At 57.7% G+C, this 26,852-nt stretch carries 27 protein-coding genes; 20 read left to right on the top strand and 7 right to left on the bottom strand.

The window, feature by feature from the left end:
- Positions 1 to 36 precede the first annotated feature (36 nt).
- The 12 genes from mutL (at position 37) to C1Y42_RS15045 (ending at position 14,362) form a co-directional block, all read left to right on the top strand.
- On the top strand, positions 37 to 1,896 hold the full coding sequence (gene mutL / locus C1Y42_RS15100) for a DNA mismatch repair endonuclease MutL (protein ID WP_104093866.1): 1,860 nt from the start codon (positions 37 to 39) through the stop codon (positions 1,894 to 1,896).
- Positions 1,889 to 2,830 carry a tRNA (adenosine(37)-N6)-dimethylallyltransferase MiaA gene (gene miaA / locus C1Y42_RS15095; RefSeq protein ID WP_031280158.1) on the top strand — a complete coding sequence of 314 codons (942 nt, stop codon included), beginning with the start codon at positions 1,889 to 1,891 and terminating at the stop codon, positions 2,828 to 2,830. Before mutL ends, miaA begins: the two co-directional genes overlap by 8 nt.
- Positions 2,831 to 2,940: 110 nt before the next feature.
- Positions 2,941 to 3,255 (top strand): RNA chaperone Hfq, encoded by a 315-nt coding sequence (hfq, locus tag C1Y42_RS15090; RefSeq protein ID WP_010618006.1) that lies wholly within the window; start codon positions 2,941 to 2,943, stop codon positions 3,253 to 3,255.
- 80 nt (positions 3,256 to 3,335) lie between these two features.
- Positions 3,336 to 4,616: a ribosome rescue GTPase HflX gene (hflX, locus tag C1Y42_RS15085; RefSeq protein WP_021509763.1), complete on the top strand. Its 1,281-nt coding sequence runs from the start codon at positions 3,336 to 3,338 to the stop codon at positions 4,614 to 4,616.
- A 79-nt stretch (positions 4,617 to 4,695) separates the two neighbouring features.
- The gene (gene hflK / locus C1Y42_RS15080) at positions 4,696 to 5,931 is read left to right on the top strand and encodes an FtsH protease activity modulator HflK (protein ID WP_021509762.1); all 1,236 of its coding nucleotides are present in this window, start codon (positions 4,696 to 4,698) and stop codon (positions 5,929 to 5,931) included.
- 3 nt (positions 5,932 to 5,934) lie between these two features.
- A complete protein-coding gene (gene hflC / locus C1Y42_RS15075) occupies positions 5,935 to 6,939 on the top strand; it encodes a protease modulator HflC (RefSeq protein ID WP_021509761.1) in 1,005 nt (334 codons plus the stop codon).
- Positions 6,940 to 6,996: 57 nt separating this feature from the next.
- The gene (locus tag C1Y42_RS15070; protein WP_031280157.1) at positions 6,997 to 7,197 is read left to right on the top strand and encodes a DUF2065 family protein; all 201 of its coding nucleotides are present in this window, start codon (positions 6,997 to 6,999) and stop codon (positions 7,195 to 7,197) included.
- 175 nt (positions 7,198 to 7,372) lie between these two features.
- Complete coding sequence (locus C1Y42_RS15065; RefSeq protein ID WP_058759868.1) at positions 7,373 to 8,671, top strand: adenylosuccinate synthase; 1,299 nt, start codon at positions 7,373 to 7,375, stop codon at positions 8,669 to 8,671.
- A 195-nt stretch (positions 8,672 to 8,866) separates the two neighbouring features.
- Positions 8,867 to 9,310: a nitric oxide-sensing transcriptional repressor NsrR gene (gene nsrR, locus C1Y42_RS15060; RefSeq protein WP_021509758.1), complete on the top strand. Its 444-nt coding sequence runs from the start codon at positions 8,867 to 8,869 to the stop codon at positions 9,308 to 9,310.
- A gap of 16 nt (positions 9,311 to 9,326) precedes the next feature.
- A complete protein-coding gene (rnr, locus tag C1Y42_RS15055) occupies positions 9,327 to 11,765 on the top strand; it encodes a ribonuclease R (RefSeq protein WP_058771339.1) in 2,439 nt (812 codons plus the stop codon).
- Positions 11,766 to 11,903: 138 nt separating this feature from the next.
- Entirely contained in the window at positions 11,904 to 12,638 is a 735-nt protein-coding gene (gene rlmB, locus C1Y42_RS15050) for a 23S rRNA (guanosine(2251)-2'-O)-methyltransferase RlmB (RefSeq protein WP_021509756.1), read from the top strand.
- Between the two features lie 95 nt (positions 12,639 to 12,733).
- Positions 12,734 to 14,362: an isovaleryl-CoA dehydrogenase gene (locus tag C1Y42_RS15045; RefSeq protein ID WP_104093865.1), complete on the top strand. Its 1,629-nt coding sequence runs from the start codon at positions 12,734 to 12,736 to the stop codon at positions 14,360 to 14,362.
- Here C1Y42_RS15045 and bsmA read toward each other — a convergent pair.
- Together bsmA and C1Y42_RS15035 are read right to left on the bottom strand one after the other, a co-directional pair.
- Entirely contained in the window at positions 14,336 to 14,662 is a 327-nt protein-coding gene (gene bsmA, locus C1Y42_RS15040) for a biofilm peroxide resistance protein BsmA (protein WP_104093864.1), read from the bottom strand. The two genes, C1Y42_RS15045 and bsmA, sit on opposite strands and share 27 nt — an antisense overlap.
- A 55-nt stretch (positions 14,663 to 14,717) precedes the next feature.
- Positions 14,718 to 16,649, bottom strand: coding sequence for a methyl-accepting chemotaxis protein (locus tag C1Y42_RS15035; RefSeq protein ID WP_104093863.1), 1,932 nt, complete (start codon positions 16,647 to 16,649; stop codon positions 14,718 to 14,720).
- A gap of 159 nt (positions 16,650 to 16,808) precedes the next feature.
- Here C1Y42_RS15035 and yjfP point away from each other — a divergent pair, with 159 nt between their 5' ends.
- Positions 16,809 to 17,558: an esterase gene (gene yjfP / locus C1Y42_RS15030; protein ID WP_021509752.1), complete on the top strand. Its 750-nt coding sequence runs from the start codon at positions 16,809 to 16,811 to the stop codon at positions 17,556 to 17,558.
- Positions 17,559 to 17,609: 51 nt separating this feature from the next.
- Here the strand turns inward: yjfP and C1Y42_RS15025 are convergent, their stop codons facing one another.
- The gene (locus C1Y42_RS15025; RefSeq protein ID WP_021509751.1) at positions 17,610 to 17,816 is read right to left on the bottom strand and encodes a hypothetical protein; all 207 of its coding nucleotides are present in this window, start codon (positions 17,814 to 17,816) and stop codon (positions 17,610 to 17,612) included.
- Between the two features lie 386 nt (positions 17,817 to 18,202).
- Between C1Y42_RS15025 and rpsF the strand changes: the two genes are divergently transcribed.
- Genes rpsF through rplI form a run of 4 tightly spaced genes read left to right on the top strand, consistent with a single transcriptional unit; the run spans position 18,203 to position 19,643 of the window.
- Positions 18,203 to 18,598, top strand: coding sequence for a 30S ribosomal protein S6 (gene rpsF, locus C1Y42_RS15020; protein ID WP_021509750.1), 396 nt, complete (start codon positions 18,203 to 18,205; stop codon positions 18,596 to 18,598).
- Positions 18,599 to 18,604: 6 nt separating this feature from the next.
- Positions 18,605 to 18,922, top strand: a complete 318-nt coding sequence (priB, locus tag C1Y42_RS15015) for a primosomal replication protein N (protein WP_031280155.1) — start codon at positions 18,605 to 18,607, stop codon at positions 18,920 to 18,922.
- Between the two features lie 4 nt (positions 18,923 to 18,926).
- The gene (rpsR, locus tag C1Y42_RS15010) at positions 18,927 to 19,154 is read left to right on the top strand and encodes a 30S ribosomal protein S18 (protein WP_000135199.1); all 228 of its coding nucleotides are present in this window, start codon (positions 18,927 to 18,929) and stop codon (positions 19,152 to 19,154) included.
- Between the two features lie 39 nt (positions 19,155 to 19,193).
- Positions 19,194 to 19,643: a 50S ribosomal protein L9 gene (gene rplI, locus C1Y42_RS15005; protein WP_021509748.1), complete on the top strand. Its 450-nt coding sequence runs from the start codon at positions 19,194 to 19,196 to the stop codon at positions 19,641 to 19,643.
- Positions 19,644 to 19,698: 55 nt separating this feature from the next.
- Here rplI and C1Y42_RS15000 read toward each other — a convergent pair whose 3' ends face one another.
- Positions 19,699 to 20,358: an OapA family protein gene (locus tag C1Y42_RS15000; RefSeq protein ID WP_150360361.1), complete on the bottom strand. Its 660-nt coding sequence runs from the start codon at positions 20,356 to 20,358 to the stop codon at positions 19,699 to 19,701.
- 184 nt (positions 20,359 to 20,542) lie between these two features.
- Here C1Y42_RS15000 and fklB point away from each other — a divergent pair, with 184 nt between their 5' ends.
- A complete protein-coding gene (fklB, locus tag C1Y42_RS14995; RefSeq protein WP_021509746.1) occupies positions 20,543 to 21,163 on the top strand; it encodes an FKBP-type peptidyl-prolyl cis-trans isomerase in 621 nt (206 codons plus the stop codon).
- A gap of 34 nt (positions 21,164 to 21,197) precedes the next feature.
- On the opposite strand, the gene C1Y42_RS14990 is transcribed toward fklB, so the two are convergent.
- Positions 21,198 to 23,156, bottom strand: a complete 1,959-nt coding sequence (locus tag C1Y42_RS14990; RefSeq protein ID WP_104093862.1) for a bifunctional 2',3'-cyclic-nucleotide 2'-phosphodiesterase/3'-nucleotidase — start codon at positions 23,154 to 23,156, stop codon at positions 21,198 to 21,200.
- A gap of 281 nt (positions 23,157 to 23,437) precedes the next feature.
- Between C1Y42_RS14990 and cysQ the strand changes: the two genes are divergently transcribed.
- A complete protein-coding gene (gene cysQ, locus C1Y42_RS14985) occupies positions 23,438 to 24,184 on the top strand; it encodes a 3'(2'),5'-bisphosphate nucleotidase CysQ (RefSeq protein WP_021509744.1) in 747 nt (248 codons plus the stop codon).
- Positions 24,185 to 24,215: 31 nt separating this feature from the next.
- On the opposite strand, the gene C1Y42_RS14980 is transcribed toward cysQ, so the two are convergent.
- Entirely contained in the window at positions 24,216 to 24,773 is a 558-nt protein-coding gene (locus tag C1Y42_RS14980; protein WP_058759862.1) for a YtfJ family protein, read from the bottom strand.
- A 313-nt stretch (positions 24,774 to 25,086) separates the two neighbouring features.
- On the opposite strand from C1Y42_RS14980, the gene C1Y42_RS14975 reads away from it, so the two are divergent.
- Positions 25,087 to 25,293 carry a DUF1107 domain-containing protein gene (locus tag C1Y42_RS14975; RefSeq protein ID WP_031280153.1) on the top strand — a complete coding sequence of 69 codons (207 nt, stop codon included), beginning with the start codon at positions 25,087 to 25,089 and terminating at the stop codon, positions 25,291 to 25,293.
- 56 nt (positions 25,294 to 25,349) lie between these two features.
- Here the strand turns inward: C1Y42_RS14975 and C1Y42_RS14970 are convergent, their stop codons facing one another.
- Positions 25,350 to 26,693, bottom strand: a complete 1,344-nt coding sequence (locus tag C1Y42_RS14970; RefSeq protein ID WP_104093861.1) for a hemolysin family protein — start codon at positions 26,691 to 26,693, stop codon at positions 25,350 to 25,352.
- Between the last annotated feature and the right edge of the window lie 159 nt (positions 26,694 to 26,852).

The raw sequence follows: 26,852 nt of genomic DNA, 5'->3' as shown, positions 1-26,852 counted from the left end.
GCTGCGCGCAGCCCATACCTGATAAGGATCACCACCATGCCAATACAGATTTTACCGCCTCAGCTGGCGAACCAGATTGCCGCTGGCGAAGTGGTTGAGCGCCCGGCCTCGGTCGTAAAAGAGCTGGTGGAAAACAGCCTTGATGCCGGAGCGACACGCATTGAGGTCGATATTGAGAAAGGCGGTGCAAAGCTGATCCGCATCCGCGACAACGGCTGCGGCATTGCCAGAGATGAACTGGCGATGGCGCTGGCCCGCCACGCCACCAGCAAAATTGCCTCGCTGGATGATCTGGAGGCGATTGTCAGCCTCGGCTTTCGCGGCGAAGCGCTGGCGAGTATCAGCTCGGTGTCGCGCCTGACGCTGACGTCGCGCACCGCCGATCAGCAGGAAGCCTGGCAGGCCTATGCCGAAGGGCGCGATATGGCGGTGACGGTCAAACCCGCCGCCCACCCGGTGGGAACCTCGCTGGAAGTGCTCGATCTGTTCTACAACACGCCTGCCCGCCGTAAATTCATGCGCACCGAAAAGACCGAGTTCACCCATATTGATGAGGTGATTCGCCGCATTGCGCTGGCGCGTTTCGACGTTGCCATTTCGCTGACGCACAACGGCAAGCTGGTGCGTCAGTATCGCGGCGTGACGCAGGAGGCGCAGCGCGAGCGGCGTCTTGGCGCCATCTGCGGGACACCTTTCATGCAGCACGCGCTGCGCATTGACTGGCAGCACGACGATCTGGCGCTGCGCGGCTGGGTGGCCGATCCGGCGGGGTCGCGTCAGGTTACCGACCTGCAATACTGCTACGTTAACGGTCGCATGATGCGCGACAAGCTGATTAATCACGCCATCCGCCAGGCCTATCAAACCCAGCTCGGTGAGGATCAGCAGCCAGCCTATGTGCTGTATCTGGAGATTGACCCGCACCAGGTGGATGTCAACGTGCATCCCGCCAAGCACGAGGTGCGTTTTCATCAGTCGCGGCTGGTACATGACTTTATCTGGCAGGGTGTGATGAGCGTGCTGCAGGCCAGTCGCAGCGCCGAATTGCCGCTGGCCCATGCCGAAGAGCCGCCGCCGCAGTGGCAGCCGGAAAACCGCCAGGCCGCCGGGACAAATCACTTTGCTCAGCCGGCAACCGGCGCGCGCAGCGGTGGCAGTGCGGCATCCGGCGGCACGGGCGGCCAGTGGCAGCCGAAAGAGCCGGGCTATCGCGCGCGTGAAGGGGCGGTTTATCAGCAGCTGATAAAAACACCGGCGGCGGAGACGCCACGCGTACCGGCCGCTGAACCCGCGCCCGCGCCACGCCCGGCACCCGCGCGTGAAGCGCCGCTGGCCGCCCATATGCAAAGTTTTGGCCGGGTGCTCAGCGTGGTGCGCGAGCGCTATGCGCTGCTGGAGCGCGGGGAGACCTTGCAGCTGCTGTCATTAAGCGTAGCGGCGCGCTGGCTCAAACAGGCCCAGCTGCAACCCGGCGATGAGGGGCTCAAACCGCAGCCGCTGCTGATCCCGGTACGGCTGAAAATCGCTCACGAAGAGTTAAGCGTGATTGCTGCCCAGGCGGCGCTGTTAAGCCAGATGGGCATTGATTTACAACGGGAAGGACAGCATGTGACGCTGCGCGCTGTCCCTTTACCGTTACGAACACAAAATTTACAAATCTTGATTCCAGACCTGTTAGGCTATCTCGCCCGGCAGCAAGAGGTTTCTGCTTCCGCACTGGCCCAGTGGCTGGCGCGACGCGACGATGCGGCAGAACCTCACTGGAATCACTCGCAGGCGATCACGCTGCTGGCAGAGCTCGAACGGCTCTGCCCGCATCTGCTGAAATCGCCGCCTTCAGGTCTGTTACAGACCCTTGAGATTGAGAGCGCGCTAAACGCGTTGAAGCATGAGTGAACTGAACCAGGCTAGCCGGCCAAAGGCAATTTTTTTGATGGGACCGACCGCCTCCGGTAAGACGGCATTAGCCATTGCGCTGCGTCAGCAACTTCCGGTGGAACTTATTAGCGTTGACTCTGCCTTAATCTATCGCGGGATGGATATTGGCACGGCGAAACCGTCGGCACAGGAGTTGGCGCAGGCACCCCATCGCTTGCTGGACATTCGCGACCCGGCGGAGAGCTATTCCGCTGCTGAGTTTCGTCGCGATGCGCTGGCAGAAATGGCGGAGATTACCCAAAAAGGTAAGATTCCGCTGCTTGTTGGTGGAACCATGCTTTACTTCAAAGCGTTGCTGGAAGGATTGTCGCCGCTGCCCTCGGCCGATCCGGAAGTGCGTCAGCGAATAGAGCAAATGGCGGCGGAAAAAGGCTGGGAAGCCCTGCACCGCCAGCTGTGTGAAATCGATCCGGTCGCCGGTAGTCGTATTCATCCGAATGATCCGCAGAGACTTTCGCGAGCACTGGAAGTTTTTTTTATTTCGGGTAAAACTTTAACGGAACTGACAAAAACGGCCGGTGAAGCGTTACCCTACGATGTGTACCAGTTTGCTATCGCTCCGGCGAGCCGCGAACTGTTACACCAGCGCATCGCGTTGCGTTACGACCAGATGTTAGCGTCAGGTTTTGAAGCGGAGGCTCGGGCACTGTTTGCACGAGGTGATTTGCATACGGACATGCCTTCCATTCGCTGTGTTGGTTACCGTCAGATGTGGTCTTATCTGTCTGGCGAAATCGATTACGACGAAATGGTTTATCGGGGAATTTGCGCCACCCGGCAGCTCGCTAAACGCCAGATGACCTGGTTACGTGGCTGGCCCGACGTCCACTGGTTAGACAGTGACGCGCCAGAATTAGCGCGTAATGCGGTGCTTCAGGTTGTTAGTGCGTAGCAGGGATGATTGTGTACAATTGGTCCGTTATCGTGCGCAAATTTTTACGCAGTTTTTCTGAACCACGGTTCACAAAGTAACAAACAACAAGCATATAAGGAAAAGATAGAATGGCTAAGGGGCAATCATTACAAGACCCGTTTTTGAACGCATTGCGTCGTGAACGTGTACCGGTTTCGATCTATTTGGTGAATGGTATTAAGCTGCAGGGACAAATTGAATCCTTTGATCAGTTCGTCATTCTGTTGAAAAACACGGTAAGCCAGATGGTGTATAAGCACGCCATCTCTACAGTGGTTCCTTCTCGTCCGGTTTCGCACCATAGCAACAACGCGGGCGGCAGCGGTGGCAGTAACTACCACCATGGCGGAAGCAACCAGGGCGCTCAGTCGCAGCCACAACAAGACGGCGATAACGCAGAGTAATTCTGCACGGCCGTAAAGCCAGGGCTGGGGAGCGAGTGCGTTTTCCCGTCCTGGTTATTTTATTTTAGCGAGGTTATAGCTTGTTTGACCGTTATGATGCCGGTGAGCAGGCCGTACTGGTACACATCTGGTTCTCCCAAGACAAAGAGCTGGAAGATTTGCAGGAGTTTGAAACTCTTGTCTCTTCTGCGGGCGTCGATGCGCTGCAAGTGATTACCGGCAGCCGTAAAGCGCCACATCCCAAATATTTTGTCGGTGAAGGAAAGGCAGTTGAAATTGCCGATGCGGTGAAAGCGAGTGGAGCATCGGTCGTTTTATTCGATCATGCCTTATCCCCTGCTCAGGAACGTAATCTTGAGCGGCTGTGCGAATGTCGCGTAATCGATCGCACCGGCTTAATTCTCGATATTTTTGCCCAGCGCGCCCGCACCCATGAAGGGAAATTGCAGGTCGAGCTGGCACAGTTACGCCATCTTGCCACCCGTCTGGTGCGCGGATGGACTCACCTTGAGCGGCAGAAAGGCGGTATCGGCCTGCGTGGACCGGGTGAAACCCAGCTGGAAACCGACCGTCGCTTACTGCGCGGCCGCATCAGCCAGATTCTGTCCCGCCTTGAACGCGTGGAAAAACAGCGTGAACAGGGACGTCAGGCGCGTGCGAAAGCCGATGTGCCGACCGTCTCCCTGGTGGGCTACACCAACGCCGGCAAATCCACCCTGTTCAACGCTATCACTTCAGCCAACGTGTATGCTGCCGACCAGCTGTTCGCCACGCTGGACCCGACGCTGCGCCGCCTCAACGTGGCCGATGTCGGCGAAGTGGTGCTGGCGGATACGGTAGGCTTTATCCGTCACCTGCCGCATGACTTAGTGGCGGCGTTTAAAGCCACCCTGCAGGAAACCCGTCAGGCGTCGCTGCTGCTGCACGTGATTGACGCCGCGGATTTGCGCGTCAATGACAACATCGACGCCGTAAACGAAGTGCTGGCAGAGATTGAAGCCGATGAGATTCCGGTGCTGCTGGTGATGAACAAGATCGATATGCTGGATGGCTTTGAGCCGCGTATCGATCGCGACGAAGAGAACCGGCCGACGCGCGTGTGGCTGTCGGCGCAGAGCGGTGCCGGTTTGCCGCTGCTGTGGCAGGCGCTGTCCGAGCGCTTAGCCGGTGAAGTGGCGCAGTATGATTTACGTCTGCCGCCGGAAGCGGGCCGCCTGCGCAGCCGCTTCTATCAGCTGCAGGCGATTGAAAAAGAGTGGAATGAAGAAGATGGCTGCGTAGGTTTGCAGGTGCGAATGCCGATTGTTGACTGGCGCCGCTTGTGCAAGCAGGAACCGCAGCTCGCCAGTTATATTGTTTGACCGTTGCCCAACTCATTTACCCCAAGACGTGCCCGGCACGTGGCAGGGTAAACTTATATACAATAAATGGAGTAGAGACATGGCGTGGAATCAGCCCGGAAATAACGGACAGGACCGCGACCCGTGGGGAAGCAGCAATAACCAAGGCGGCAACTCTGGGGGAAATAAAGGAGGTCGCGATCAGGGACCTCCTGATCTGGATGATATCTTCCGTAAGCTGAGTAAAAAACTCGGCGGACTGGGCGGTGGCAAACAGAGCGATAACGGCCAGCGCAGCGGCGGCAGCGGTGGCAAACTGGTTGGCATTGTCGCCGTGGCGGCAGTGGTCATCTGGGCAGCCAGTGGTTTCTACACCATTAAAGAAGCGGAACGCGGGGTCGTGACGCGTTTCGGCAAATTCAGCCATCTGGTTGAGCCTGGCCTCAACTGGAAACCGACCTTTATCGATCAGGTGCGGGCCGTCAACGTCGAAGCGGTGCGTGAGCTGGCGGCGTCTGGCGTGATGCTGACTTCGGACGAGAACGTGGTGCGCGTGGAGATGAACGTGCAGTACCGCGTGACCGATCCGGAGCGCTACCTGTATGCGGTGACCAGTGCCGATGACAGCCTGCGTCAGGCTACTGACAGCGCGCTGCGCGGCGTGATTGGCCGCTCGACCATGGACCGTATCCTCACCGAAGGCCGTACCGTCGTGCGTAGCGATACCCAGCGTGAAATCGACGAAACCATTCGTCCTTACAACATGGGTATTACGCTGCTTGACGTCAACTTCCAGGCGGCGCGTCCACCGGAAGAGGTCAAAGCCGCGTTTGACGATGCGATTGCCGCCCGCGAAAACCGCGAGCAGTACGTGCGTGAAGCTGAAGCGTACGCCAACGAAGTGCAGCCGCGTGCTAACGGCCAGGCGCAGCGTATTCTTGAAGAGGCGCGAGCCTACAAAGAGCGGACTGTGCTGGAAGCGCAGGGTGAAGTGGCGCGGTTCGCGCGTCTGCTGCCGGAGTACAAAGCCGCACCGCAGATCACCAAAGAACGTCTCTACATTGAAAGCATGGAGCGCGTGCTCAGCCATACCCGCAAAGTGCTGGTTAACGACCGTGGCAACAGCCTGATGGTGCTGCCGCTGGATCAGCTGATGCGCGGCGGCCAGGCAGGCGGCCAGAGCGGTCAGAACAATGCCAATCTGATGAAGTTACCGTCGTCACCGGGCAGCAATGCCGGCCGCGGCGACACTTCATCCTACAGTCCGGACAGCATCATGGATCAGCGTCGCGCCAATGCGCTGCGTAACGATACCCAGCGCGAAGGGAGGGAGTAATCGATGCGTAAGCCAATCATCGCCGTAATTATTGTTGTTCTGGTGGTGCTGTACGCCTCACTGTTCGTGGTGCAGGAAGGCCAGCGCGGTATCGTGCTGCGCTTTGGTAAAGTGCTGCGTGATGATGAGAACAAGCCGCAGGTGTACGCACCGGGTCTGCACTTCAAGATTCCGTTTATCGAAACCGTGAAGTCGCTGGATGCGCGCATCCAGACCATGGATAACCAGGCCGATCGTTTCGTCACCAAAGAGAAGAAAGACCTGATTGTGGACTCTTACATCAAGTGGCGCATCAGCGATTTCAGCCGTTACTACCTCGCGACCGGCGGTGGCGATGTATCTCAGGCGGAAGTACTGCTGAAACGTAAGTTCAGCGACCGTCTGCGTTCAGAAATGGGCCGCCTTGATGTGAAAGACATCGTCACCGACTCGCGTGGCCGTCTGACTACTGACGTACGCGATGCGCTGAACACCGGCAGTGCCGGCAATGACGACGAAGTGCAGACGCCAGCCGCTGACGATGCGATTGCCAGCGCGGCTGCCCGCGTTGAGCGTGAGACCAACAGCAATGAGCCGGCGCCAAACCCGAACAGTATGGCGGCGCTGGGTATTCAGGTGGTCGACGTGCGCATCAAGCAGATCAACCTGCCGACCGAAGTGTCGGACGCGATCTACAACCGTATGCGCGCCGAGCGTGAAGCGGTAGCACGTAGTCAGCGTTCACAGGGTCAGGAAGAGGCGGAAAAACTGCGCGCTCAGGCCGATTATCAGGTAACCCGTACGCTGGCAGAAGCGCAGCGTCAGGCGCTGATCAGCCGTGGTGAAGGGGATGGTGAAGCGGCCAAGCTGTTCGCTGACGCCTTCAGCCAGGATCCTGATTTCTATGCCTTTATCCGCAGCCTGCGTGCCTATGAGAACAGCTTCGCGGACAATCAGGACGTGATGGTGCTGAGCCCGGATAGCGATTTCTTCCGCTATATGAAGGCGCCAACTAACGTCTCGCGTTAATAACTGTTATAACCTTGAGGCCGACACTGATGTCGGCCTTTTTTTTGGGAAAACAGAATGAACACAACCGTCTGGATGGCGCTGGCTTTGGTGCTGGTGCTGGAGGGATTAGGACCGATGCTGCTGCCGCGCCTGTGGCGTCGCATGATTCTGGCGATGACGCAGTTACCGGACCGTATACTGCACCGTTTTGGCGGCGGGCTGGTGGTGGCGGGCGTGGTGATTTACGCCATGCTGAGCACGCACGCGAATGGCTGAGCAAAAATCTGCGCGCTGCCGCACGGCTAAATTGTGTCTGCTGCAGAGCATTGCCCCCAACATGTTGTAGTGATCAAAACTCAGGCAAAAAACAGCGCAATCGTATGCTAAAAGTGCTGAAAGAGTGAAAATCCGATGGTAGAATCCATTTTTAAGCAATCGGTGATTTTAGAAAATGGGTAAGAACGTCGTCGTACTGGGCACCCAATGGGGTGATGAAGGTAAAGGTAAGATCGTAGACCTTCTGACTGAACGCGCGAAATATGTTGTGCGTTACCAGGGTGGCCACAATGCAGGCCATACACTTGTCATCAACGGTGAGAAAACCGTCCTCCACTTAATTCCCTCTGGCATCCTGCGTGAAAACGTCACCAGCATCATTGGTAATGGTGTTGTGCTGTCGCCTGAAGCCCTGATGAAAGAGATGAACGGTCTGGAAGCGCGCGGTGTGCCGGTACGTGAACGTCTGCTGATCTCTGAAGCTTGTCCGCTGATTCTGCAATACCATGTGGCGATGGACCTGGCGCGTGAAAAAGCGCGCGGTGCCAAAGCTATCGGTACCACCGGTCGTGGTATCGGCCCAGCCTACGAAGATAAAGTTGCCCGTCGCGGTCTGCGCGTCAGCGACCTGTTCAACAAAGAAACCTTCGCCGTGAAGCTGAAAGAGATCGTTGATTTCTACAACTTCCAGCTGGTGAACTACTACAAAGAAGATGCGGTAGACTACGATAAAGTGCTGAGCGATGTGCTGGCGGTGGCCGACATCCTGACCGGCATGGTCGTCGACGTGTCTGAACTGCTGGACGGCGCGCGTAAGCGTGGCGACCTGATCATGTTCGAAGGCGCACAGGGTACGCTGCTGGATATCGACCACGGTACGTATCCGTACGTGACTTCGTCCAACACCACTGCTGGTGGCGTGGCGACCGGTTCAGGTATCGGTCCACGTTACGTGGATTACGTGCTGGGCATCGTCAAAGCTTACTCCACCCGCGTTGGTGCCGGTCCATTCCCGACCGAACTGTTTGATGAAACCGGCGAGTTCCTGTGTGAGAAAGGTAACGAGTTTGGTGCCACCACCGGCCGTCGTCGTCGTACCGGCTGGCTGGATGCGGTTGCAGTGCGCCGTGCGGTGCAGATCAACTCCCTGTCCGGCTTCTGCATGACCAAACTGGACGTGCTGGATGGCCTGAAAGAGGTGAAAATCTGCGTCGGTTACCGTATGCCGGATGGCCGCGAAATGACCACCACGCCGCTGGCGGCAGAAGGCTGGGAAGGCATCGAACCGATTTATGAAACTCTGCCGGGCTGGAGTGAAAACACCTTTGGTGTTAAAACACTGGAAGGCCTGCCGCAGGCAGCACGTGATTACATCAAACGTGTTGAAGAAGTGACTGGCGTGCCGATTGATATTATTTCAACCGGTCCCGACCGTAGTGAAACCATGATTCTGCGCGATCCGTTCGACGCTTAATCACGTTTTGCAGGCCGGACACTGTCCGGCCTTCGTTTATCTGCTCTTTGACTCCGCTCACTTCATTTTTTCCTGCTGGTTTCGGGAGTTGCAGGAAAAAAGCGCTCCGGGTTTTCCACACTGGTTTATCATCAATGTTAATCGAAGCGCTCACGGGCGTTATAACAACAATATCGATGATTCACTGAGGTACATGTGCAGCTAACAAGTTTTACCGATTTCGGTCTGCGCGCCCTGATTTACATGGCGACATTGCCGCAAGGTCAGCAGACCAACATTACCGAAGTCACCGATACCTACGGGGTATCGCGTAACCATATGGTTAAAATCATCAATCAACTGAGCCGGGCCGGCTTTGTTGCCGCGACACGCGGTAAAAACGGCGGAATTCGTTTAGGCATGGACCCGGAAAAAATCGTCATTGGCGATGTCGTGAGAAAAATGGAGCCTTTGCAGCTGGTAAACTGTAAAGAGTGTGCGATAAATCCCGCCTGTCGCCTGCGTAGCGCGCTGAATAATGCGGTCCAGCTATTCCTGCAGGAACTGGATAAATATACGCTCGCCGACCTGGTGCAAAACAACGATTCGCTTTACCACATCTTATTGTCCGAACCGCCGGTGGCAATTCCACATAAATGACATCGGAGGAACCGTAATGTCAAAAGATCCCTTTCAGGATAGAGAAGCTGAAAAGTACGAAAATCCTATTCCCAGTCGGGAATTTATCCTCGCGCTATTAGAAAAGCGTGAAAAGCCGGCGAGCCGCGAAGAGATCGCCGAAGAGTTAAACATCACCAGCGAAGATCAGCTTGAAGCGCTGCGTCGCCGCCTGCGCGCCATGGAGCGTGACGGCCAGCTGGTGTTCACCCGTCGCCAGTGCTACGCCCTGCCGGAGCGTCTGGATTTACTGCGCGGCAAAGTGATTGGCCATCGCGATGGCTACGGCTTCCTGCGCGTTGATGGTCAGAAAGATGACTTCTACCTCTCGGCGGAGCAGATGAAGTTCTGCCTGCACGGTGATGTCATCCTCGCCCAGCCGGGCGGCTCCGACCGCAAAGGGCGGCGTGAAGCGCGCGTGGTTCGCGTGCTGGAACCGCGCAACAGCCAGATTGTTGGCCGCTACTTCACCGATGCCGGCACCGGCTTCGTGGTACCGGACGACAGCCGCCTGAGTTTTGACATTCTGATCCCGGCGGAAGAGACGCTGAATGCGCGCATGGGATCGGTGGTGGTGGTGGAGATCGTGCAGCGCGCGACGCGCCGCAGCAAAGCCATCGGCAAAATTACTGAAATTCTCGGCGACAACATGGGCACCGGTCTGGCCGTGGATATGGCGCTGCGCACCCATGAAATTCCCCACTCATGGCCGGAAGAAGTCGAGAAAGAGATTTCCAGACTGAAAGAGCAGGTACCGGAATCGGCGAAAAAAGGCCGCGTCGACCTGCGTGAACTGCCGCTGGTGACCATCGACGGTGAAGACGCGCGTGACTTCGATGACGCCGTTTACTGCGAGAAAAAACGCGGCGGCGGCTGGCGCCTGTGGGTGGCGATTGCCGACGTCAGCTATTATGTGCGTCCCGGCACCGCGCTGGATAACGAAGCGCAGCAGCGCGGCACCTCGGTCTACTTCCCGTCGCAGGTGATACCGATGCTGCCGGAGATCCTCTCGAACGGCCTGTGCTCGCTCAATCCGCAGGTGGATCGCCTGTGCATGGTGTGCGAGATGACCATCTCGGCCAGCGGTAAACTCACCGGCTTCAAACATTACGAAGCGGTGATGAACTCACATGCGCGTCTGACCTACAACAAAGTGTGGAGCATTCTGCAGGGCAACCCGGAGCTGCGTGAACAGTATGCGGCGCAGGTGAAGCACCTCGAAGAGCTGCACCGCATGTATGAGGTGCTGGAAACCGCCCGTGAACAGCGCGGTGGCATCTCGTTTGAAACCGACGAAGCCAAATTCATCTTCAACGCTGAGCGTCGCATTGAGCGCGTGGAGCGCACCGTACGTAACGATGCGCACAAGCTGATTGAAGAGTGCATGATTCTGGCCAACATCGCCTCCGCGCGTTTCGTTGAGAAACATCAGGAGCCGGCGCTGTTCCGCGATCACGATCGCCCGAGCGAAGACAGCATCACCAGCTTCCGTACCGTGCTGGGCGAGCTGGGTCTCAGCCTGCCGGGTGGGTCGAAACCGCAGCCGATCGATTATGCCGATCTGCTGACGCAGATTGCCGACCGTCCGGATGCTGAAATGCTGCAAACCATGCTGCTGCGTTCGATGAAGCAGGCGGTGTACGATCCGGAAAACCGCGGTCACTTTGGCCTGGCGCTGGCGTCGTATGCGCACTTTACCTCGCCGATCCGTCGTTATCCGGATCTGCTGCTGCACCGTGCCATTAAGTATCTGCTGGCCAAAGAGCAGGGCACGGTAAAAGGCAACACCACGCCAACCGGTGGTTATCACTACGATATGCAGCAGATGCTGCAGCTGGGTCAGCACTGTTCGATGACCGAACGCCGTGCCGACGAAGCGACGCGCGATGTGGCCGACTGGCTGAAGTGTGACTTTATGCAGGATCAGGTGGGTAACGTATTCAACGGCGTGATCTCCAGCGTGACCGGCTTTGGCTTCTTTGTTCGCCTCAACGATCTGTTCATTGATGGCCTGGTGCACGTCTCCACGCTGGACAATGATTACTACCGCTTCGATCCGGTGGGCCAGCGTCTGATTGGCGAATCCGGTGGTCGCACTTACCGTCTGGGTGATGCGGTGGAAGTGCGCGTTGACGCGGTGCACATGGATGAGCGCAAGATCGATTTCGCGCTGATCTCCAGCAAACGCGTACCGCGCGGTGAAGGGAAAACCGCGCGCGAGCGTGAGAAGCGTGGCGGCAAGCCACCGGCGAAGCGGCGTCGCGATGCGGGTCGTAAGGGCAACTTTGAGCCGGACGCCGCTTTCCGCGGTGAGAAGCAGCCACCTGCGGCGAATAAAAGCGAGAAAAAAAGCAAAAAAGTCTCCGAAAAAACCCGTAAAATCGCCGCCGCAACCAAGGCGAAGCGCGCAGTGAAGAAGAAGGCCAGCGAAGCCTGATGGCCTCTTCACCCGCCAGCGGCCAGGTGCGTCAGCGCTGACGCACCTTGCTCAACCCTGTTTCGCAGGCTGCGCCCCAACGCGCAGCCTGATTAATGTTCTGTATTCAACGATATACATCCAACCTTGAGCAAAGTAATGAGTGAAATAATTTTTGGCATTCACGCCGTGCAGGCGCTGCTGGAGCGTGATCCCCAGCGTTTTCAGGAAGTCTTTATCCTTAAAGGCCGCGATGACCGCCGCCTGCAGCCGCTGATCGCCGCACTGGAAGCTCAGGGAATTGTGATTCAGCTGGCCAACCGCCAGTGGCTCGACGGCCAGGTCGAAGGCGGCGTGCACCAGGGCATCGTGGCGCGCGTTAAGCCGGGTAAAAACTATCAGGAAGGCGATCTGCCGGATCTGCTGGCTTCACTGGATCAGCCGTTCCTGCTGATTCTGGATGGCGTCACCGATCCGCATAACCTGGGCGCCTGCCTGCGCAGCGCCGATGCGGCGGGTGTGCATGCGGTGATCGTACCGAAAGACCGTTCGGCACCACTCAACGCCACGGCGAAAAAAGTCGCCAGCGGGGCGGCGGAAAACGTGCCGCTGATTCGCGTCACCAATCTGGCGCGCACCATGCGTCTGCTGCAGGAGTACAACGTCTGGATCGTCGGCACGGCCGGTGAAGCAGACCACACGCTGTATCAGAGCAAAATGACCGGTGCGATGGCGCTGGTGATGGGTGCGGAAGGAGAAGGCATGCGCCGCCTGACGCGCGAACACTGCGATGAGCTGATCAGCATCCCGATGGCCGGCAGCGTCTCTTCCCTCAACGTTTCGGTGGCCACCGGCGTTTGTCTGTTCGAAGCGGTGCGCCAGCGCCAGGCGTGATCGCCGCCGCAAAACCTCAGCTGTACCAGGCATAACTGCACATCCTCTCCATACTTATAGCCACATCAGTACGGGCAACAGGAGAGGAGAGTGCCATGGCCTGGACCACTCACAGCGTATTCAATCAACCATCTCCGCTCAGCAACAGTAATCTCTTCACCGGCGACAGCGCGCTGTGCGAGGCGGTGGTGCGTGAAGGGGCCGGCTGGGACCGCGAATGGCTGGCATCCGTCGGCCTGCAACTCGGCAGCGCGGAGTCACTGGAATTAGGTCGCCTGGCCAATGCACAGCCGCCGGAGCTGCTGCGTTACGACGCGCGCGGTGAGCGGCTCGACGAGGTGCGCTTTCATCCTGCCTGGCATCTGCTGATGCAGGGCGTGTGCGCCAGCCGGTTACATAACCTGAGCTGGCAGCCCGACGTGCAGGGCAGCGCCATGGTGGCGCGCGCGGCGCGTTTCATTCTGCATGCGCAGGTGGAAGCCGGTTCGCTCTGCCCGGTAACCATGACTCACGCCGCGATCCCGCTGCTGCAAACCCATCTGCCCGCTCCCTACGCCGACTGGCACGATCGACTGCTGAGCGATCGGTATGATGCGCATCATCTGCCCGGCAGCCAGAAGCGCGGCCTGCTAATTGGCATGGGCATGACGGAGAAGCAGGGCGGCACCGATGTGCTGAGCAACACCACGCGTGCCGAACCGCCTGGCACGCGTGCGCCGGGCGAACCCTGGCGCATCACCGGCCACAAATGGTTCTTCTCGGTGCCGCAAAGCGACGCGCACCTGATTCTGGCGCAGACCGCCGCCGGGCTGAGCTGCTTCTTTCTGCCGCGCCTGCTGCCGGACGGCACGCGCAACGCCATTCGTCTTGAACGCCTGAAAGACAAGCTGGGCAACCGCGCCAATGCCAGCGCCGAAGTGGAGTTTCAGGATGCCTTCGGCTGGTTGCTGGGTGAGGAGGGCGATGGCGTGCGGCTGATCCTGAAAATGGGCGGTATGACGCGCTTTGACTGCGCGCTCGGCAGCCATGGCCAGATGCGACGCGCGCTGGCGATTGCGCTGCATCACGCCGGTCAGCGCCAGGTGATGGGTAAAAACCTTAGCGATCAGCCGCTGATGCGCGCGGTGCTGGCGCAACAGGCACTGCAGCTGGAGGGACAAACCGCGCTGCTGCTGCGTCTGGCGCGCGCCTGGTCAACGCCGGCCAGCGCGCATGAACGGCTGTATGCACGCCTGTTCACCCCGGCGGCCAAGTTCGTGATCTGCAAAGCCGGTATGCCGTTTGTGGCTGAAGCCATGGAGGTGCTAGGCGGCATTGGCTACTGCGAAGAGAGTGAACTGCCGCGCCTGTATCGCGAGATGCCGGTGAACAGCATCTGGGAGGGCTCGGGTAACGTGATGTGCCTAGATGTGCTGCGTGTACTGGGGCGGCATGCAGAGGTGCTTAGCATGTTGCAGGATGAGTTTGATGCGGTGAAGGGCAGCAATCGCCACTTCGATCGCTGCTGGCGTCAGCTGCGGCTACAGCTCGGCAACCTGCGCGAAGAGCAGGCACGGCAGGTTAGCGACATGCTGATTCGGCTGGCGAGTGCCGCGGTGCTGCTGAAAGCGGCAGAACCGCCGCTGGCAGACAGCTGGTGCGCGCGTTATCTCTCATCGCGCCCGGCGCAGGCGCTGAGTGATGATCTGAACGCACGCTTACTGCAGCGTGCTACTGCCGCCTGAGGGCGCGCCGTACAGAATGGCGGTGGCATACCAGAAGCCAGGCATGGTGGTCTCATCGACCATCAGGATCTGATAGTAAACCGCACCGCTCTGATTGGCGCGTGCAGCGATCGCACGCTGCACATCATCCGGCGAGCCGCGTGAATGGGCGCTGACGGTGCCAAGCTTCGGCAGGCCATAGCTTTGCGCGCGGGTGATCTCCTGCGCCTGAGTGGTGGGCGCTGGCGGGGGTTGTGGCGTGCTGTGCAGTGCGGCACAGCCGCTCAGCAGCAGGCCCAGCAGCAGAATAAGCGTACGCATGGTGGCTCCGGAAAGCAGGCAGATGACTCAAGTGTAAGCCATCTGCCCCGGCTCATCAGTCGTTGAGGCGGAAAATACTCACCAGCTGGGTCAGATGATGGCCTTTCTGACTCAGGTGCTGCGCCGTGTGTTCGGACTGGTTAATCATATCGCTGCTCTGATGGGTCGCATGGCTGATGTGGTTCATCGCCAGATTGACCTGACCAATGCCCGCAGCCTGCTCCTGGGCAGCGATATTGATTTCCCCCATCAGGGTTTTCACCTGTTCGATATGGCTGACAATATGGCTCATGGCGTCACGCGTTTGTTCCGAGAGCGCATGGCCGGCGGCCACTTTGTCGATCGAACTGGCAATCAGCCCGTCAATCTCCTTCGCCGCATTGGCGCTGCGCTGCGCCAGTGCACGTACTTCCGCAGCGACGACCGCGAAGCCTTTGCCGTGCTCACCGGCGCGCGCCGCCTCAACCGCAGCGTTGAGCGCCAGAATATTGGTCTGGAAGGCAATCGACTCGATCACATGGGTAATGTCGGCGATGCTCTGAGAGGCAATACGAATCTCCGCCATGGTCTCTACCGAGCGCGCCACGGTGCTGCCGCCCTGGCTGACGGTGCTGGCGGCTTCACCGACCAGCGCCATCGCCTGACGCACGTTAGCGGCGGTTTGCGCCACGGTTGCGCCAAACTGCTCCATGCTGGCCGAGGTCTCTTCAACGCTGCTCGCCTGGCGGCCAATCTGCTCGCTGATGCTGGAACTACTGGCCGCAATGGTGTCGGTGCCGTCGCTGATCTCACGCGCGGCGGCGCGCACCTGGCCCACCACTTTCTCCAGGCCGTCGCCAATGCCGTTAATTGCGCTCACCAGCTGGCCGATCTCGTCGCGGCGCGCTGAGTCGAGGTGCGCCTGCAGATTACCCGCCGCGTACTGCTCGGCCAGATGGATCACCTGCTGCAGCGGCCGGGTAATGGCGCGCCGGCTATACAGCACAAAGCCAATGGCAAAGGCGAGCACCAGCGCCAGGCCAATCAGCATGAACAGATTGCGGCTGTGGGTGATCGGTGCCAGCAGGCTGGCGCGGCTGACTTCACCGGCGATAATCCAGTTCCAGCCCGGCAGTTGCTGCCATGCCAGCAGGCGGGTTTCGCCCTGATGCGCGATCTCCAGCAGGCCGTGCGGCTGCGTCAGGATCTGCTGCTGTACGCTGCGATCCCAGTCCGGCAGCTTGCCTTCTGACTGACGGGCAAACAGATACTGGCCCTGTGCGCTGCCCGGCGTGCCGTTCAGCACGAAGAAGCTGCCGCTGTCGCCGAGACGTCGCGCCAGCACTTTGTCCCGCATCAGCGCGTACTGTTTATCAATCTGCACGCCAACAAACAGAATGGCGATCACCGCGCCGCTGTCGTCCTGCACCGGCTGGTATTGGGTGATGTAGCGATGGCCGAACAGCGTCGCCAGGCCGCGATACACTTCGCCCTTATTCACGCTGCGCCACGCTGCACTGCTGCGATCAAGCTGGGTGCCCACCGCGCGGCTGCCATCCTCTTTCTTCAGTGAGGTCGCGATGCGAATGTAATCCTCGCCGTCGCGCACAAAAATGGTGGAGACTGCACCGGTACGATCGAGAAAATCGTCCACGGCGATCTGATCGAGGTTGAGGGTTTTCAGTCCGGCACGCAGCGTCGGCGTGCTGAACGATCCCACCTGAATGCGTGAGCTGTCGTCACGGCTGAATCGCTTGGGTAAAAAGCTCTGAAACAGCCGGGTATAGTTCGCCACTTCTTCCGATAAGGTCGCGTTAAACATCGTGGCCATTTCATTAATGCCGAGCACCTGGTTTTGCATATCGTCGACAGCCAGCTGCTCCAGCTGGCGCGCGGCGTTATGGCTGAGCGTTAACGTCAGGGCAAACAGCACGATTGCCACACTGAAAGACGTCAATACAGACAGCTTAATTCCGAGACTCATGGCGCTGAGAGAGAGACGCTTCATAAAGTACCTTTAATAAATAACTGGAGGGGTACAGGATCAACGGCAAAATGCGGCAAATGTTTAGGGCAGAAATTAATCGAAATAAATGTGATGTGGCTCGCGTTTTGGCCGGCAGCACGTACACTGAGACCAGTGATAATCATTCTCAACGGAGACGGTATGATTGAGTTGGCAACGGAGAACCTGGCGGGCATTGAGTGTATTCACGCGGCACCGGCCGGACAGCGGCTGGCGCGCTTACCCACCATCCTGTTTTATCACGGCTTTACCTCGTCGAAAGAGGTGTACAGCTACTTTGCCGTGGCGCTGGCGCAGGCCGGTTTCCGTGTGGTGATGCCGGATGCAGAGATGCACGGCGCGCGCTACAACGGTGATACCGACGCGCGCATGACGCACTTCTGGGAGATTTTACGCCAGAACATCGATGAAGTGCCGCTGCTGGAAGCGGCGCTGCGCGACAACGATTGGGTGGCGGACGAGCGTTTCGCTATTGCCGGCGCCTCAATGGGCGGGATGACCGCGCTGGGCGCGATGGCGCGCTATCCACACCTGCACAGCGTTGCCTGTCTGATGGGCTCCGGCTACTTCATGCAGCTCAGTCAGACGCTGTTCCCGCCGCTGGTGGCGCACACGCCAGAGCAAAAAGCGGCGTTACAGGCGCGGCTGGCCCCGCTGGCGGCCTACGATCCCTGTCAGCAGCTGGCGCAGCTGGCTAACCGGCCGCTGCTGTTATGGCACGGTGAAGCGGATGAAGTCGTACCGTTTGCCGAAACGGTACGGCTGGAGAAGGCGTTGCGCGAGGCGCAGCTCGACAGCCGGCTCACCTTTCTGGCGGAAAAGCAGATCGGGCACAAAATCACGCCGCCAGCACTCACCGCGCTGGTCAGTTTCTTTAAACATCATTTGTAAACGGAACGGGCTGGCGGCGCGGAGCACGCCAGCCCGGGATAACAGGCCGGACTACAGTTGTGACGACAAGCGGTCGGCGGCGCTGGTGTTCGCGCTGACCGGGTTACCGCCTGGCGCATCCAGCCGGTTAACGTAGACATAGCCTGAAGCCGCTTTGCTGCTGTTACTTCTCATCTGCAGCGCCTGGTCAGCGGAGCTGGCAAGAGCGGGGGTAGACAGGAAGAGACCCAGTAAAGTGGCGATAATGACAGCTTTCATAATCGACTCCTCACTCCAGGGATTTCACTCTCAGGCGCGCTGATTAAGCCAAACCGTTGCGCCTGTAAATAGTTTAGTGCTTCACCCGTACGACGCCAGATCGTCGTGCTGAACGCCTCGTTCAGGGATTTTGAACAATCTCTGATTAACCTGCTGAATCTCAATCCTTAGCACAAAAGGTGTCCCCGCCTGGCACGACAGCGACAATTTGATGAATTGTGCGCTTGAGTTTCCCCGGCGAGGTCAGTATGATTACGCGTCAATTTTTCAGCTGCATTCAGAGGTGTGTTTCATCTTTTGGGTGATTCGCAACCTATAACGTTCCTTGCTTCCGTGGGCCGCAGCTGACCCTGACAGGAGGCTGAATAATCCGTAAGGAGCTATCGATGCGTCATTACGAAATCGTATTTATGGTCCATCCTGACCAGAGCGAGCAGGTTCCGGGCATGATCGAGCGTTACACTGGTGCTATCACTGGTGCACAGGGCACGATCCACCGTCTGGAAGACTGGGGTCGCCGTCAGCTGGCTTACCCGATCAACAAACTGCACAAAGCACACTACGTTCTGCTGAACGTAGAAGCACCGCAGGAAGTGATCGACGAGCTGGAAACTAACTTCCGCTTCAACGACGCCGTTATCCGCAGCATGGTTATGCGCGTTAAGCACGCGGTAACTGAAGCTTCTCCGATGGTTAAAGCGAAAGACGAGCGTCGTGAGCGCCGCGAAGACTTCGCTAACGAATCGGCAGAAGACTCAGATGCTGGGGATTCTGAAGAGTAATCCACGATGACGGCCAATCGGCTGCGCCTGTCTGGCACCGTGTGCAAGACGCCAGTTCGAAAAGTCAGTCCGTCAGGGATTCCTCACTGCCAGTTCGTGCTTGAGCATCGTTCTGTGCAGGAGGAAGCCGGGTTTCACCGGCAAGCCTGGTGTCAGATGCCGGTGATTATCAGCGGCAGCGCCCATCAGGCGATTACTCAACATATAACGGTCGGCACGCAACTCACACTCGAAGGTTTTATTAGCTGCCATCAGGCACGCAATGGCCAGAGCAAACTTGTGTTACATGCCGAGCAGATTGAATTGATAGATTCTGGAGACTAGCCAAATGGCACGTTATTTCCGTCGTCGCAAGTTCTGCCGTTTCACCGCGGAAGGCGTTCAAGAGATCGATTATAAAGATATCGCAACGCTGAAAAACTACATCACTGAAAGCGGCAAGATTGTTCCAAGCCGTATCACCGGTACTCGTGCAAAATACCAGCGTCAGCTGGCTCGTGCTATCAAGCGCGCGCGTTACCTGTCTCTGCTGCCGTACACTGATCGTCATCAGTAATCGGCAACTGTCCATTAACGACTTTAAGAGGATAAGGTAATGCAAGTTATTCTGCTTGATAAAGTAGCAAACCTGGGCAGCCTGGGTGATCAGGTTAACGTTAAAGCGGGCTACGCTCGTAACTTCCTGGTTCCACAGGGTAAAGCTGTTCCTGCTACCAAGAAAAACGTTGAGTTCTTCGAAGCGCGCCGCGCTGAACTGGAAGCCAAACTGGCTGACGTTCTGGCTGCTGCTAACGCACGTGCAGAGAAAATCAATGCACTGGGCACCGTTACTCTCGCGTCTAAAGCAGGCGACGAAGGTAAACTGTTCGGTTCCATCGGTACCCGCGACATCGCTGATGCAGTTACTGCAGCTGGCGTTGAAGTGGCGAAGAGCGAAGTTCGCCTGCCAAACGGCGTTCTGCGCACCACCGGTGAGCACGAAGTTGACTTCCAGGTTCACAGCGAAGTATTCGCGAAACTGGTTGTGAATGTAGTAGCTGAGTAATTTTTTACTTAGTTTGAAAGCGCCGGCCTTGTGCCGGCGTTTTTGTTTCTGTCGCTTACTGTGCGCGGATAAAGCTGCCGTCCGGCTGGCGGGTAAACAACACCGGACCGTTACTGCTCTCGACCGTTAAGCCGGTCACCACGCCCTGCGCGTTCTGACGAATCTTCACCTGCTGACCACTCTGCAGCGCGCTCAGCGGCTGCCCATCGCCTTCCACCCGCGCCATGGCAAACACATCATTGACTGGCAGATTGTTGTCACGGAACAGCTGTGCCAGCGTCTGGCCCGAGGCCACGGTATAGCTGTGCCATTCGCCCTGGGCATCACTTTTCGGCGTCGTATTCTGCGGCGGCTGCGCATTGTTATCGTAGATTTCCGCCTGCATCGGCACCTCTTTGCCGCTGCTCTCCGCCGGACGTTCCACCGGATACTGCGGCGTGCTGGCAGGCCAGAGAAACGCCAGCAGCATCACCAGCAGGGCAATAACGATACCGCGTCGGTGCAGCGGCGGCAGCGGATCCATCCAGCGTACGTTATCCAGCAGATGCCAGATGCGCTGCAGCACAGCGGGTATACGCGACGGGGTTTCAGAAGCCATTCTTTCCTCCTCCTCGCTGGCGGTCGTGACGCGCCTGTCAGGCAGCCAGCGTTGCAACCGGGAAAATAAGGTACGCGGTGCGCGCGTCCTGCGACGTCGTGGGGCGATTTGGCCCATGGATGCTCTCTTGTTCTATAGTATGGGCAAAGCGGGCGCGAAGTGCCTGCCAGCATTGAAAAATTTGACCTGCATATTGTTTCTCTTTCCCCGGGAAATGTCATCCGCGGCGCGCGAGATTTTACGCCAGCCGCCTGCGCTGTTATGCTGCCGGTTCTATTTTCTCCGGGATTAAGGAAACAAGATGACGACCCCTTCATTTGACAGCGTCGAATCACAAGCAAGTTACGGTATCGGTTTACAGGTTGGTCAGCAGCTGCAAGAGTCTGGACTGCAGGGTCTGCAGCCAGAAGCGCTGCTTGCGGGCCTGCGCGACGCGCTGGAAGGGAACTCACCGGCAGTTCCGGTTGACGTGGTACACCGTGCGCTGCGTGAAGTCCACGAGCGTGCCGAAGGCGTACGTCGTGAGCGCGTCGAAGCCATGGCGGCCGAAGGTCAGCAGTTCCTCGAGCAGAATGCACAGCGTGAAGGCGTGAGCAGCACCGAATCCGGCCTGCAGTTCAGCGTCATCACCCAGGGCGATGGTCCGATCCCATCACGTCAGGATCGCGTACGCGTGCACTACACCGGTAAGCTGATTGACGGCACCGTGTTTGATAGCTCTGTTGCCCGTGGCGAACCGGCTGAATTCCCGGTCAGCGGCGTGATTGCTGGCTGGATTGAAGCGCTGACCCTGATGCCGGTAGGCTCGAAGTGGGAGCTGGCCATTCCGCACAATCTCGCTTACGGCGAGCGCGGCGCGGGTGCCTCTATCCCACCATTCAGCACCCTGATTTTCGAAGTCGAGCTGCTGGAAATCCTGTAATAAACAGCGGGCGCCGTGTCTGGCGCCCCTGTCACTACTTCTTCTCTGCCTGCTTCTGTAAATCCACCTGCCAGATTGCAAAGCCCGTTTCATCACTGCCGACGGCTTTCATCGGATAATCAGCATACTTCTCAATAAACTGCGTGGCTTTTGCGCCCGGCGCGGTCTCAAAGCGAATATCCAGCGGCGTTGCGCTGGCGATCGGTGCCAGCCGCCAGTTGTGATCGGCCTGTGGCTGCACCGCGCCGTGGGCGCGGGTTTCGCTGCTGATGTAGGCGGCCACCACCGAGCGGTTCTCATCCGGCGAAGCAAACGCAACATACTGCTCACCGGTGCCGGCAAATTTCCCGCCCCAGGCACGGTAATTATTGGTGGCAACGAGGAAGGTCGCTTTGGGGTCGATCGGTTTGCCCTGCCAGCGCAGATCCTGAATACGTGATGCCGCCGGGTTAATCAGTTGGCATTCGGCGTCGTAGCGCGCCGGTTGCGTTACATCGATCTGATACTGCACGCCGTCAATTACATCAAAATTGTAGGTGCGGAAATCCCAGTTGATCAGCGACTGCGGCTGACGACGATGCACGTCGATCTGATTAAACTGCGCTGCCGAGCACTCCAGCCACTCTTTCACCTGCGCGCCGCTGACTTTCATCACCACCAGCGTATTCGGGTAGAGATAGAGATCGGCGGCATTACGGAAGGTGAGATCGCCTTTTTCCACTTCAACGTAGCTGGCCGGATCGTTCTTACGGCCGCCGGCTTTAAACGGTGCCGCTGCCGAGAGCACCGGTAAGCGGCCCAGATCGGGATCGCCCTGAATGAAGCGTTCGACGTAAGCACGCTGCGCATTATTGACGATCTGCACGGTGGGATCGTCCTGCACCAGCGACAGGTAGCTGTACATCACATCCGCCGACTTGCCGATCGGTTTTGCCACAAACTCACGCGTAGCGCGATGATCGTCGGCCAGCACTTTCACCAGATCGGCATCTTCCGCCGCCAGCGATTTTTTCGCTACCGCATCGTAAACTGGCCGTGCCTCGGCTTTACCCTGGGTCACCTGCCAGTTGCCGCCGTCATTTTTCAGCACCAGGTCAACCACGCCGAGATGATCGCCCCACATGCCGGGCATCACCGCCGGTACGCCGTTAAGCGTGCCCTGAGCGATATCCGCGCCTTTAATCGCCGCAAACTCTTTGCCGGGAAACACCGCGTGCGCATGGCCGAACATGATGGCATTGATACCTGGCACCTGACTGAGGTAATACACCGAGTTTTCCGCCATGGCATGGTACGGCTCACTGCTCAGACCGGAGTGCGGAATAGCGATGATTATTTCAGCACCTTTTGCGCGCATTTCCGGCACATAGCGCTTCGCTGTCTCGGTGATGTCATCAACGCGCACTTTACCCTGCAGATTGTTGCGATCCCACACCATAATCTGCGGTGGTACGAAGCCGATATAGCCGATTTTCAGCGTGTGCGGCTTGCCGTCGCGGTCTTTTACCGCGGTTTCTTTAATTAAATAGGGGGTAAACAGCGGTTTGCCACTGTTTTCATCGATAACGTTGGCGTTGATGTAGGGAAAACGTGCCCCGGCAATCGCCTGCTGCAGATAGGGCAGGCCGTAGTTAAATTCGTGGTTGCCGAGATTGCCGACCGCGTAATCCAGCGTATTAAGGGCTTTATACACCGGATGGATTTCTCCCGGCTGCAGGCCTTTGGCCGCCATGTAATCACCCAGCGGGCTGCCCTGAATAATGTCGCCGTTATCCACCAGCACGCTGTTTGCTACTTCACCGCGCGCCTGCTGGATGAGCGTGGCGGTGCGCACCAGACCAAACTTTTCGGTCGGCGTGTCTTTGTAGTAATCGAAATCCATCATGTTGCTGTGCAGATCGGTGGTTTCCAGAATGCGTAAATCCACCGTGGCAGCCTGCACCGTGGCGGCTGCAACGCACAGTGCCAGTAACGACATGCTCGCTTTGAACATGGCTTGCTCCTTGTTCGCTTTAATGGGCCTCTCAAAATAATGTAAAACCATGACGAATTATCATTTCAATTTGTGATGAGGCTCGGGATTTTGCCTCTTTTCTGCGCAAGCTGACGGAGTGCCTGCCATTCAGCATTGCGCCATAGCCGCCACGACCGAACTATGATATTGATAATCAAAGCGAATACGCTTAGCTGCGGCTGTCACAGCGCACCTGCTAAAATATCTGGAGACGGGCTGCCGGGGTTTCAGCGGCAGCATCAGCCGAAATGAGGTGAACAATGTTAGATAAAATTTGCCAGCTGGCGCGCAGCGCGGGCGATGCCATTATGCAGGTCTACGATGGCGCACAACCGCTGGACGTGACGCGTAAATCGGATGATTCACCGGTCACGGCGGCCGATCTGGCGGCACATCAGGTTATCGTGCAGGGCTTAGCGGCGCTGACGCCTGACGTGCCGGTGCTGTCGGAAGAGGATCCACCCGGCTGGGATGTGCGTCAGCACTGGCAGCAATACTGGCTGGTCGATCCGCTCGACGGCACTAAAGAGTTCATCAAGCGTAACGGCGAGTTCACGGTCAATATCGCGCTGATTGAGCACGGCAAACCGGTGCTGGGCGTGGTGTACGCGCCGGCGCTGGGGGTGATGTATTCTGCGGCCGAAGGCAAAGCGTGGAAAGAAGAGGGCGGCCACACCACGCAGATCCACGTACGTGAAGCGCGACCGCTGCTGGTGGTAGTTAGCCGTTCGCATGCCGATAAAGACGAAGAGCTGAAAGAGTATCTGACCCAGCTGGGCGAGCACCAGACCACCGCTATCGGCTCCTCGCTCAAGTTCTGCCTGGTGGCAGAGGGCAAGGCGCAGCTCTATCCGCGCTTCGGGCCGACCAATATCTGGGATACCGGTGCCGGCCATGCGGTGGCGATTGCCGCTGGCGCACACGTGCATGACTGGCAGGGCAAAACCCTCGACTACGCCCCGCGCGAGTCGTTCCTGAATCCGGGCTTCCGCGTCTCGCTGTTCTGATACGCTATGCGCGCCACCCGCTGTGGCGCGATCACGCCTGCAGCAGCTGATGGATCAGTTTCATCGCCTGCTGCACTTCATCCTGCGTCAGCGGACCGTCTTTGGCGTAACGCACATGGCCGGTCTTATCCAGAATCACAATTGCCGAACCGCCTTTCTCCAGCTGCCACGCCTTGCGCGCGTTGCCGTTGCTGTCGACAATGAACTGCGACCACGGATACTGCTGTTTATTGCTCTCAATGCTGCTGCGCACAAACATCCCGGTGCCGGGAATGGCATCATCGGTATTCACCACCGTGGTGGTCTGATAGCGGTCGTGCGGTAGCTGGGCGGCTTTGATGGCTTCAATCAGCGCGGCGTTCTGTTCTTTGGCTGACGAGCGTCCGGCAATATGCAGGATGACCCGCACTTTGCCACTCAGCTGGGCGCTGTTCCAGGGCTGGTAGCGAAACTTCTCCTGCTGATATAGCAGTTCTCCTTTGTCGTTAACACCGACTGCCGGTACGCGCTCGCCAACCTTAAACGCGTGGGCTGAGGCAAGGCTGGGCAGCAGCAGCGCCAGGGCTATCACGGAATGTGCCAAACGCATGGTAATGCTCCTTAGTGATCCGACCAGTTATTCATGTTTTTGCAATATTAGGCGTGGATGATGCGCCTGTCGCGATGAGATAGCAGCTTTGTAACCCATGCCACAATTCCTTAACCAATGAAGGTTTATACTGGATTTTGTGATCGTTATGACAGAGTTCTCTGTAATGATGTGTCAATTCAGTAAAAAATCCATTTTTTCGGAACATCGGCAAGGAATCATGTTCTATAGTTATGCCTCATTTGCGCTTCAAGGGCTCGTACCGAATTTGGCAACGGCGAAGCGTATTACATCTGTTCAGGAGTTAAACAGCATGAAGATCTTCCAGCGCTATAATCCGCTGCAAATTGCGAAATATGTAAAGACGCTATTTAAAGGAAGGTTGTACATCAAGGATGTTGGCGCGTTTGAGTTCGACAAAGGCAAAGTCATGTTGCCGCGCGTCAAGGATAAACAGCACCTTAGCGTGATGTCAGAAATCAACCGCCAGGTGCTGCGGCTGCAAGCCGAGTACAACTAAGCAAAAGAAAGGGCGCCGCTGGCGCCCTGAATCTTTCTGTAACTGCACGATCACTGCTACGCGGCAGGCCCTTCAGACTCATCCAGCGTACTCTTCGACACATTCAGCACCGGCGGGCGATCGTCAATGCGCGTCACCAGCAGCTGGTCGATGCGGTAGCTGTCGATATCCACCACCTCGAATTTGTAGCCGGAGAATTTGACGAAATCGGTGCGTTTGGGGATCTTACGCAGCATATACATCATAAAGCCGCCGATGGTCTCGTAGTTGCCGGACTGCGGGAACTCGTCGATATCCAGCACGCGCATTACGTCATCAATCGGCGTACCGCCTTCCACCAGCCAGGAATTCTCGTCACGCGCCACAATCTGCTCTTCCAGCCCCTGACCGACCAGATCGCCCATCAGCGTGGTCATCACGTCGTTAAGCGTGATAATCCCGACCACCAGCGCATATTCGTTCATGATCACCGCGAAGTCTTCGCCGGCGGTTTTAAAACTCTCCAGCGCCTCTGACAGCGTCAGCGTATCCGGCACAATCAGCGCCGAACGAATCTGCACGCCGCTGTTGAGCGTCATGCTCTGGTTGCCCAGCACGCGCAGCAGCAGCTCTTTGGAATCAACGTAACCAACGATATGGTCGATATCGCCGTCGCATACCAGAAACTTCGAATGCGGGTGTTGCGCGATTTTGGTTTTCAGGCTGGTTTCGTCTTCGTGCAGATCGAACCACACGATATTTTCACGCGAGGTCATGGACGAAGGCACGGTGCGTGATTCCAGCTCAAACACGTTCTCGATCAGCTCGTGCTCCTGCTTGCGCAGCACGCCGGCCAGCGCGCCCGCTTCTACCACCGCGTAAATGTCATCCGAGGTGATGTCATCTTTACGCACCATCGGCAGCTTAAAGATGCGAAAGAACACGTTGGCCAGGCCATTGAACAGCCATACCAGCGGGCGGAAAACCAGCAGGCAGAAGCGCATCGGATTGATGATGCGCAGCGCGATGGCTTCCGGCGCGATCATGCCGACGCGTTTTGGCGTCAGGTCGGCAAACAGAATAAACAGGCTGGTGACGATGGTGAAGGAGCAGATAAAGCTGAGTTGATCCGCCAGTTCCGGCTCCATAAAGCGATTGAACAGGCTGCTGAAGGCGGGCGAAAACGCCGCATCGCCGACGATACCGCCGAGAATCGCCACGGCGTTGAGGCCAATCTGTACCACGGTGAAGAACGTGCCAGGCTGTTCCTGCATCTTCAGCACGCGCTGCGCGTTGATGTTGCCTTCATCGGCCAGCAGTTTCAGTTTGATCTTGCGGGCAGCCGCCAGCGAGATCTCCGACAGAGAAAAAAATGAACTGATTACGATCAGTAAAAGAATGACAAGCAGGCTATCAAGCATAAAAGATCCGTTGGGTTAATCACTTGTCATTTTTGGCCTGGGCAGCGCGAAGAGGCGTACATCCGGTACTTACCCGTCAAACAGGGCTATCCGTGCCAAAAATGTCTGCGCCAGTTCGACAAAGTCACGTTAACGTCGGGGCAGAAATGCGTGCAGGCG

Source organism: Pantoea sp. ICBG 985 (genome assembly GCF_002928365.1).
Taxonomy (GTDB): domain Bacteria; phylum Pseudomonadota; class Gammaproteobacteria; order Enterobacterales; family Enterobacteriaceae; genus Pantoea; species Pantoea dispersa.
This window is presented reverse-complemented; position numbering and strand designations above follow the sequence as displayed.

What these genes read in the sequence shown, in the direction of transcription:
- C1Y42_RS14975 (WP_031280153.1), top strand. Translation starts at nt 25,087, where the DNA reads ATGAAGATCTTCCAGCGCTATAATCCGCTGCAAATTGCGAAATATGTA.
- priB (WP_031280155.1), top strand. Translation starts at nt 18,605, where the DNA reads ATGACGGCCAATCGGCTGCGCCTGTCTGGCACCGTGTGCAAGACGCCA.
- C1Y42_RS15025 (WP_021509751.1), bottom strand. Translation starts at nt 17,816, where the DNA reads ATGAAAGCTGTCATTATCGCCACTTTACTGGGTCTCTTCCTGTCTACC.
- yjfP (WP_021509752.1), top strand. Translation starts at nt 16,809, where the DNA reads ATGATTGAGTTGGCAACGGAGAACCTGGCGGGCATTGAGTGTATTCAC.
- C1Y42_RS14970 (WP_104093861.1), bottom strand. Translation starts at nt 26,693, where the DNA reads ATGCTTGATAGCCTGCTTGTCATTCTTTTACTGATCGTAATCAGTTCA.
- cysQ (WP_021509744.1), top strand. Translation starts at nt 23,438, where the DNA reads ATGTTAGATAAAATTTGCCAGCTGGCGCGCAGCGCGGGCGATGCCATT.
- rplI (WP_021509748.1), top strand. Translation starts at nt 19,194, where the DNA reads ATGCAAGTTATTCTGCTTGATAAAGTAGCAAACCTGGGCAGCCTGGGT.
- C1Y42_RS15070 (WP_031280157.1), top strand. Translation starts at nt 6,997, where the DNA reads ATGAACACAACCGTCTGGATGGCGCTGGCTTTGGTGCTGGTGCTGGAG.
- rpsR (WP_000135199.1), top strand. Translation starts at nt 18,927, where the DNA reads ATGGCACGTTATTTCCGTCGTCGCAAGTTCTGCCGTTTCACCGCGGAA.
- fklB (WP_021509746.1), top strand. Translation starts at nt 20,543, where the DNA reads ATGACGACCCCTTCATTTGACAGCGTCGAATCACAAGCAAGTTACGGT.
- rpsF (WP_021509750.1), top strand. Translation starts at nt 18,203, where the DNA reads ATGCGTCATTACGAAATCGTATTTATGGTCCATCCTGACCAGAGCGAG.
- C1Y42_RS15045 (WP_104093865.1), top strand. Translation starts at nt 12,734, where the DNA reads ATGGCCTGGACCACTCACAGCGTATTCAATCAACCATCTCCGCTCAGC.
- C1Y42_RS14990 (WP_104093862.1), bottom strand. Translation starts at nt 23,156, where the DNA reads ATGTTCAAAGCGAGCATGTCGTTACTGGCACTGTGCGTTGCAGCCGCC.
- C1Y42_RS15035 (WP_104093863.1), bottom strand. Translation starts at nt 16,649, where the DNA reads ATGAAGCGTCTCTCTCTCAGCGCCATGAGTCTCGGAATTAAGCTGTCT.
- hflC (WP_021509761.1), top strand. Translation starts at nt 5,935, where the DNA reads ATGCGTAAGCCAATCATCGCCGTAATTATTGTTGTTCTGGTGGTGCTG.
- C1Y42_RS14980 (WP_058759862.1), bottom strand. Translation starts at nt 24,773, where the DNA reads ATGCGTTTGGCACATTCCGTGATAGCCCTGGCGCTGCTGCTGCCCAGC.
- C1Y42_RS15000 (WP_150360361.1), bottom strand. Translation starts at nt 20,358, where the DNA reads ATGGGCCAAATCGCCCCACGACGTCGCAGGACGCGCGCACCGCGTACC.
- mutL (WP_104093866.1), top strand. Translation starts at nt 37, where the DNA reads ATGCCAATACAGATTTTACCGCCTCAGCTGGCGAACCAGATTGCCGCT.
- rlmB (WP_021509756.1), top strand. Translation starts at nt 11,904, where the DNA reads ATGAGTGAAATAATTTTTGGCATTCACGCCGTGCAGGCGCTGCTGGAG.
- hfq (WP_010618006.1), top strand. Translation starts at nt 2,941, where the DNA reads ATGGCTAAGGGGCAATCATTACAAGACCCGTTTTTGAACGCATTGCGT.
- C1Y42_RS15065 (WP_058759868.1), top strand. Translation starts at nt 7,373, where the DNA reads ATGGGTAAGAACGTCGTCGTACTGGGCACCCAATGGGGTGATGAAGGT.
- miaA (WP_031280158.1), top strand. Translation starts at nt 1,889, where the DNA reads ATGAGTGAACTGAACCAGGCTAGCCGGCCAAAGGCAATTTTTTTGATG.
- bsmA (WP_104093864.1), bottom strand. Translation starts at nt 14,662, where the DNA reads ATGCGTACGCTTATTCTGCTGCTGGGCCTGCTGCTGAGCGGCTGTGCC.
- rnr (WP_058771339.1), top strand. Translation starts at nt 9,327, where the DNA reads ATGTCAAAAGATCCCTTTCAGGATAGAGAAGCTGAAAAGTACGAAAAT.
- hflK (WP_021509762.1), top strand. Translation starts at nt 4,696, where the DNA reads ATGGCGTGGAATCAGCCCGGAAATAACGGACAGGACCGCGACCCGTGG.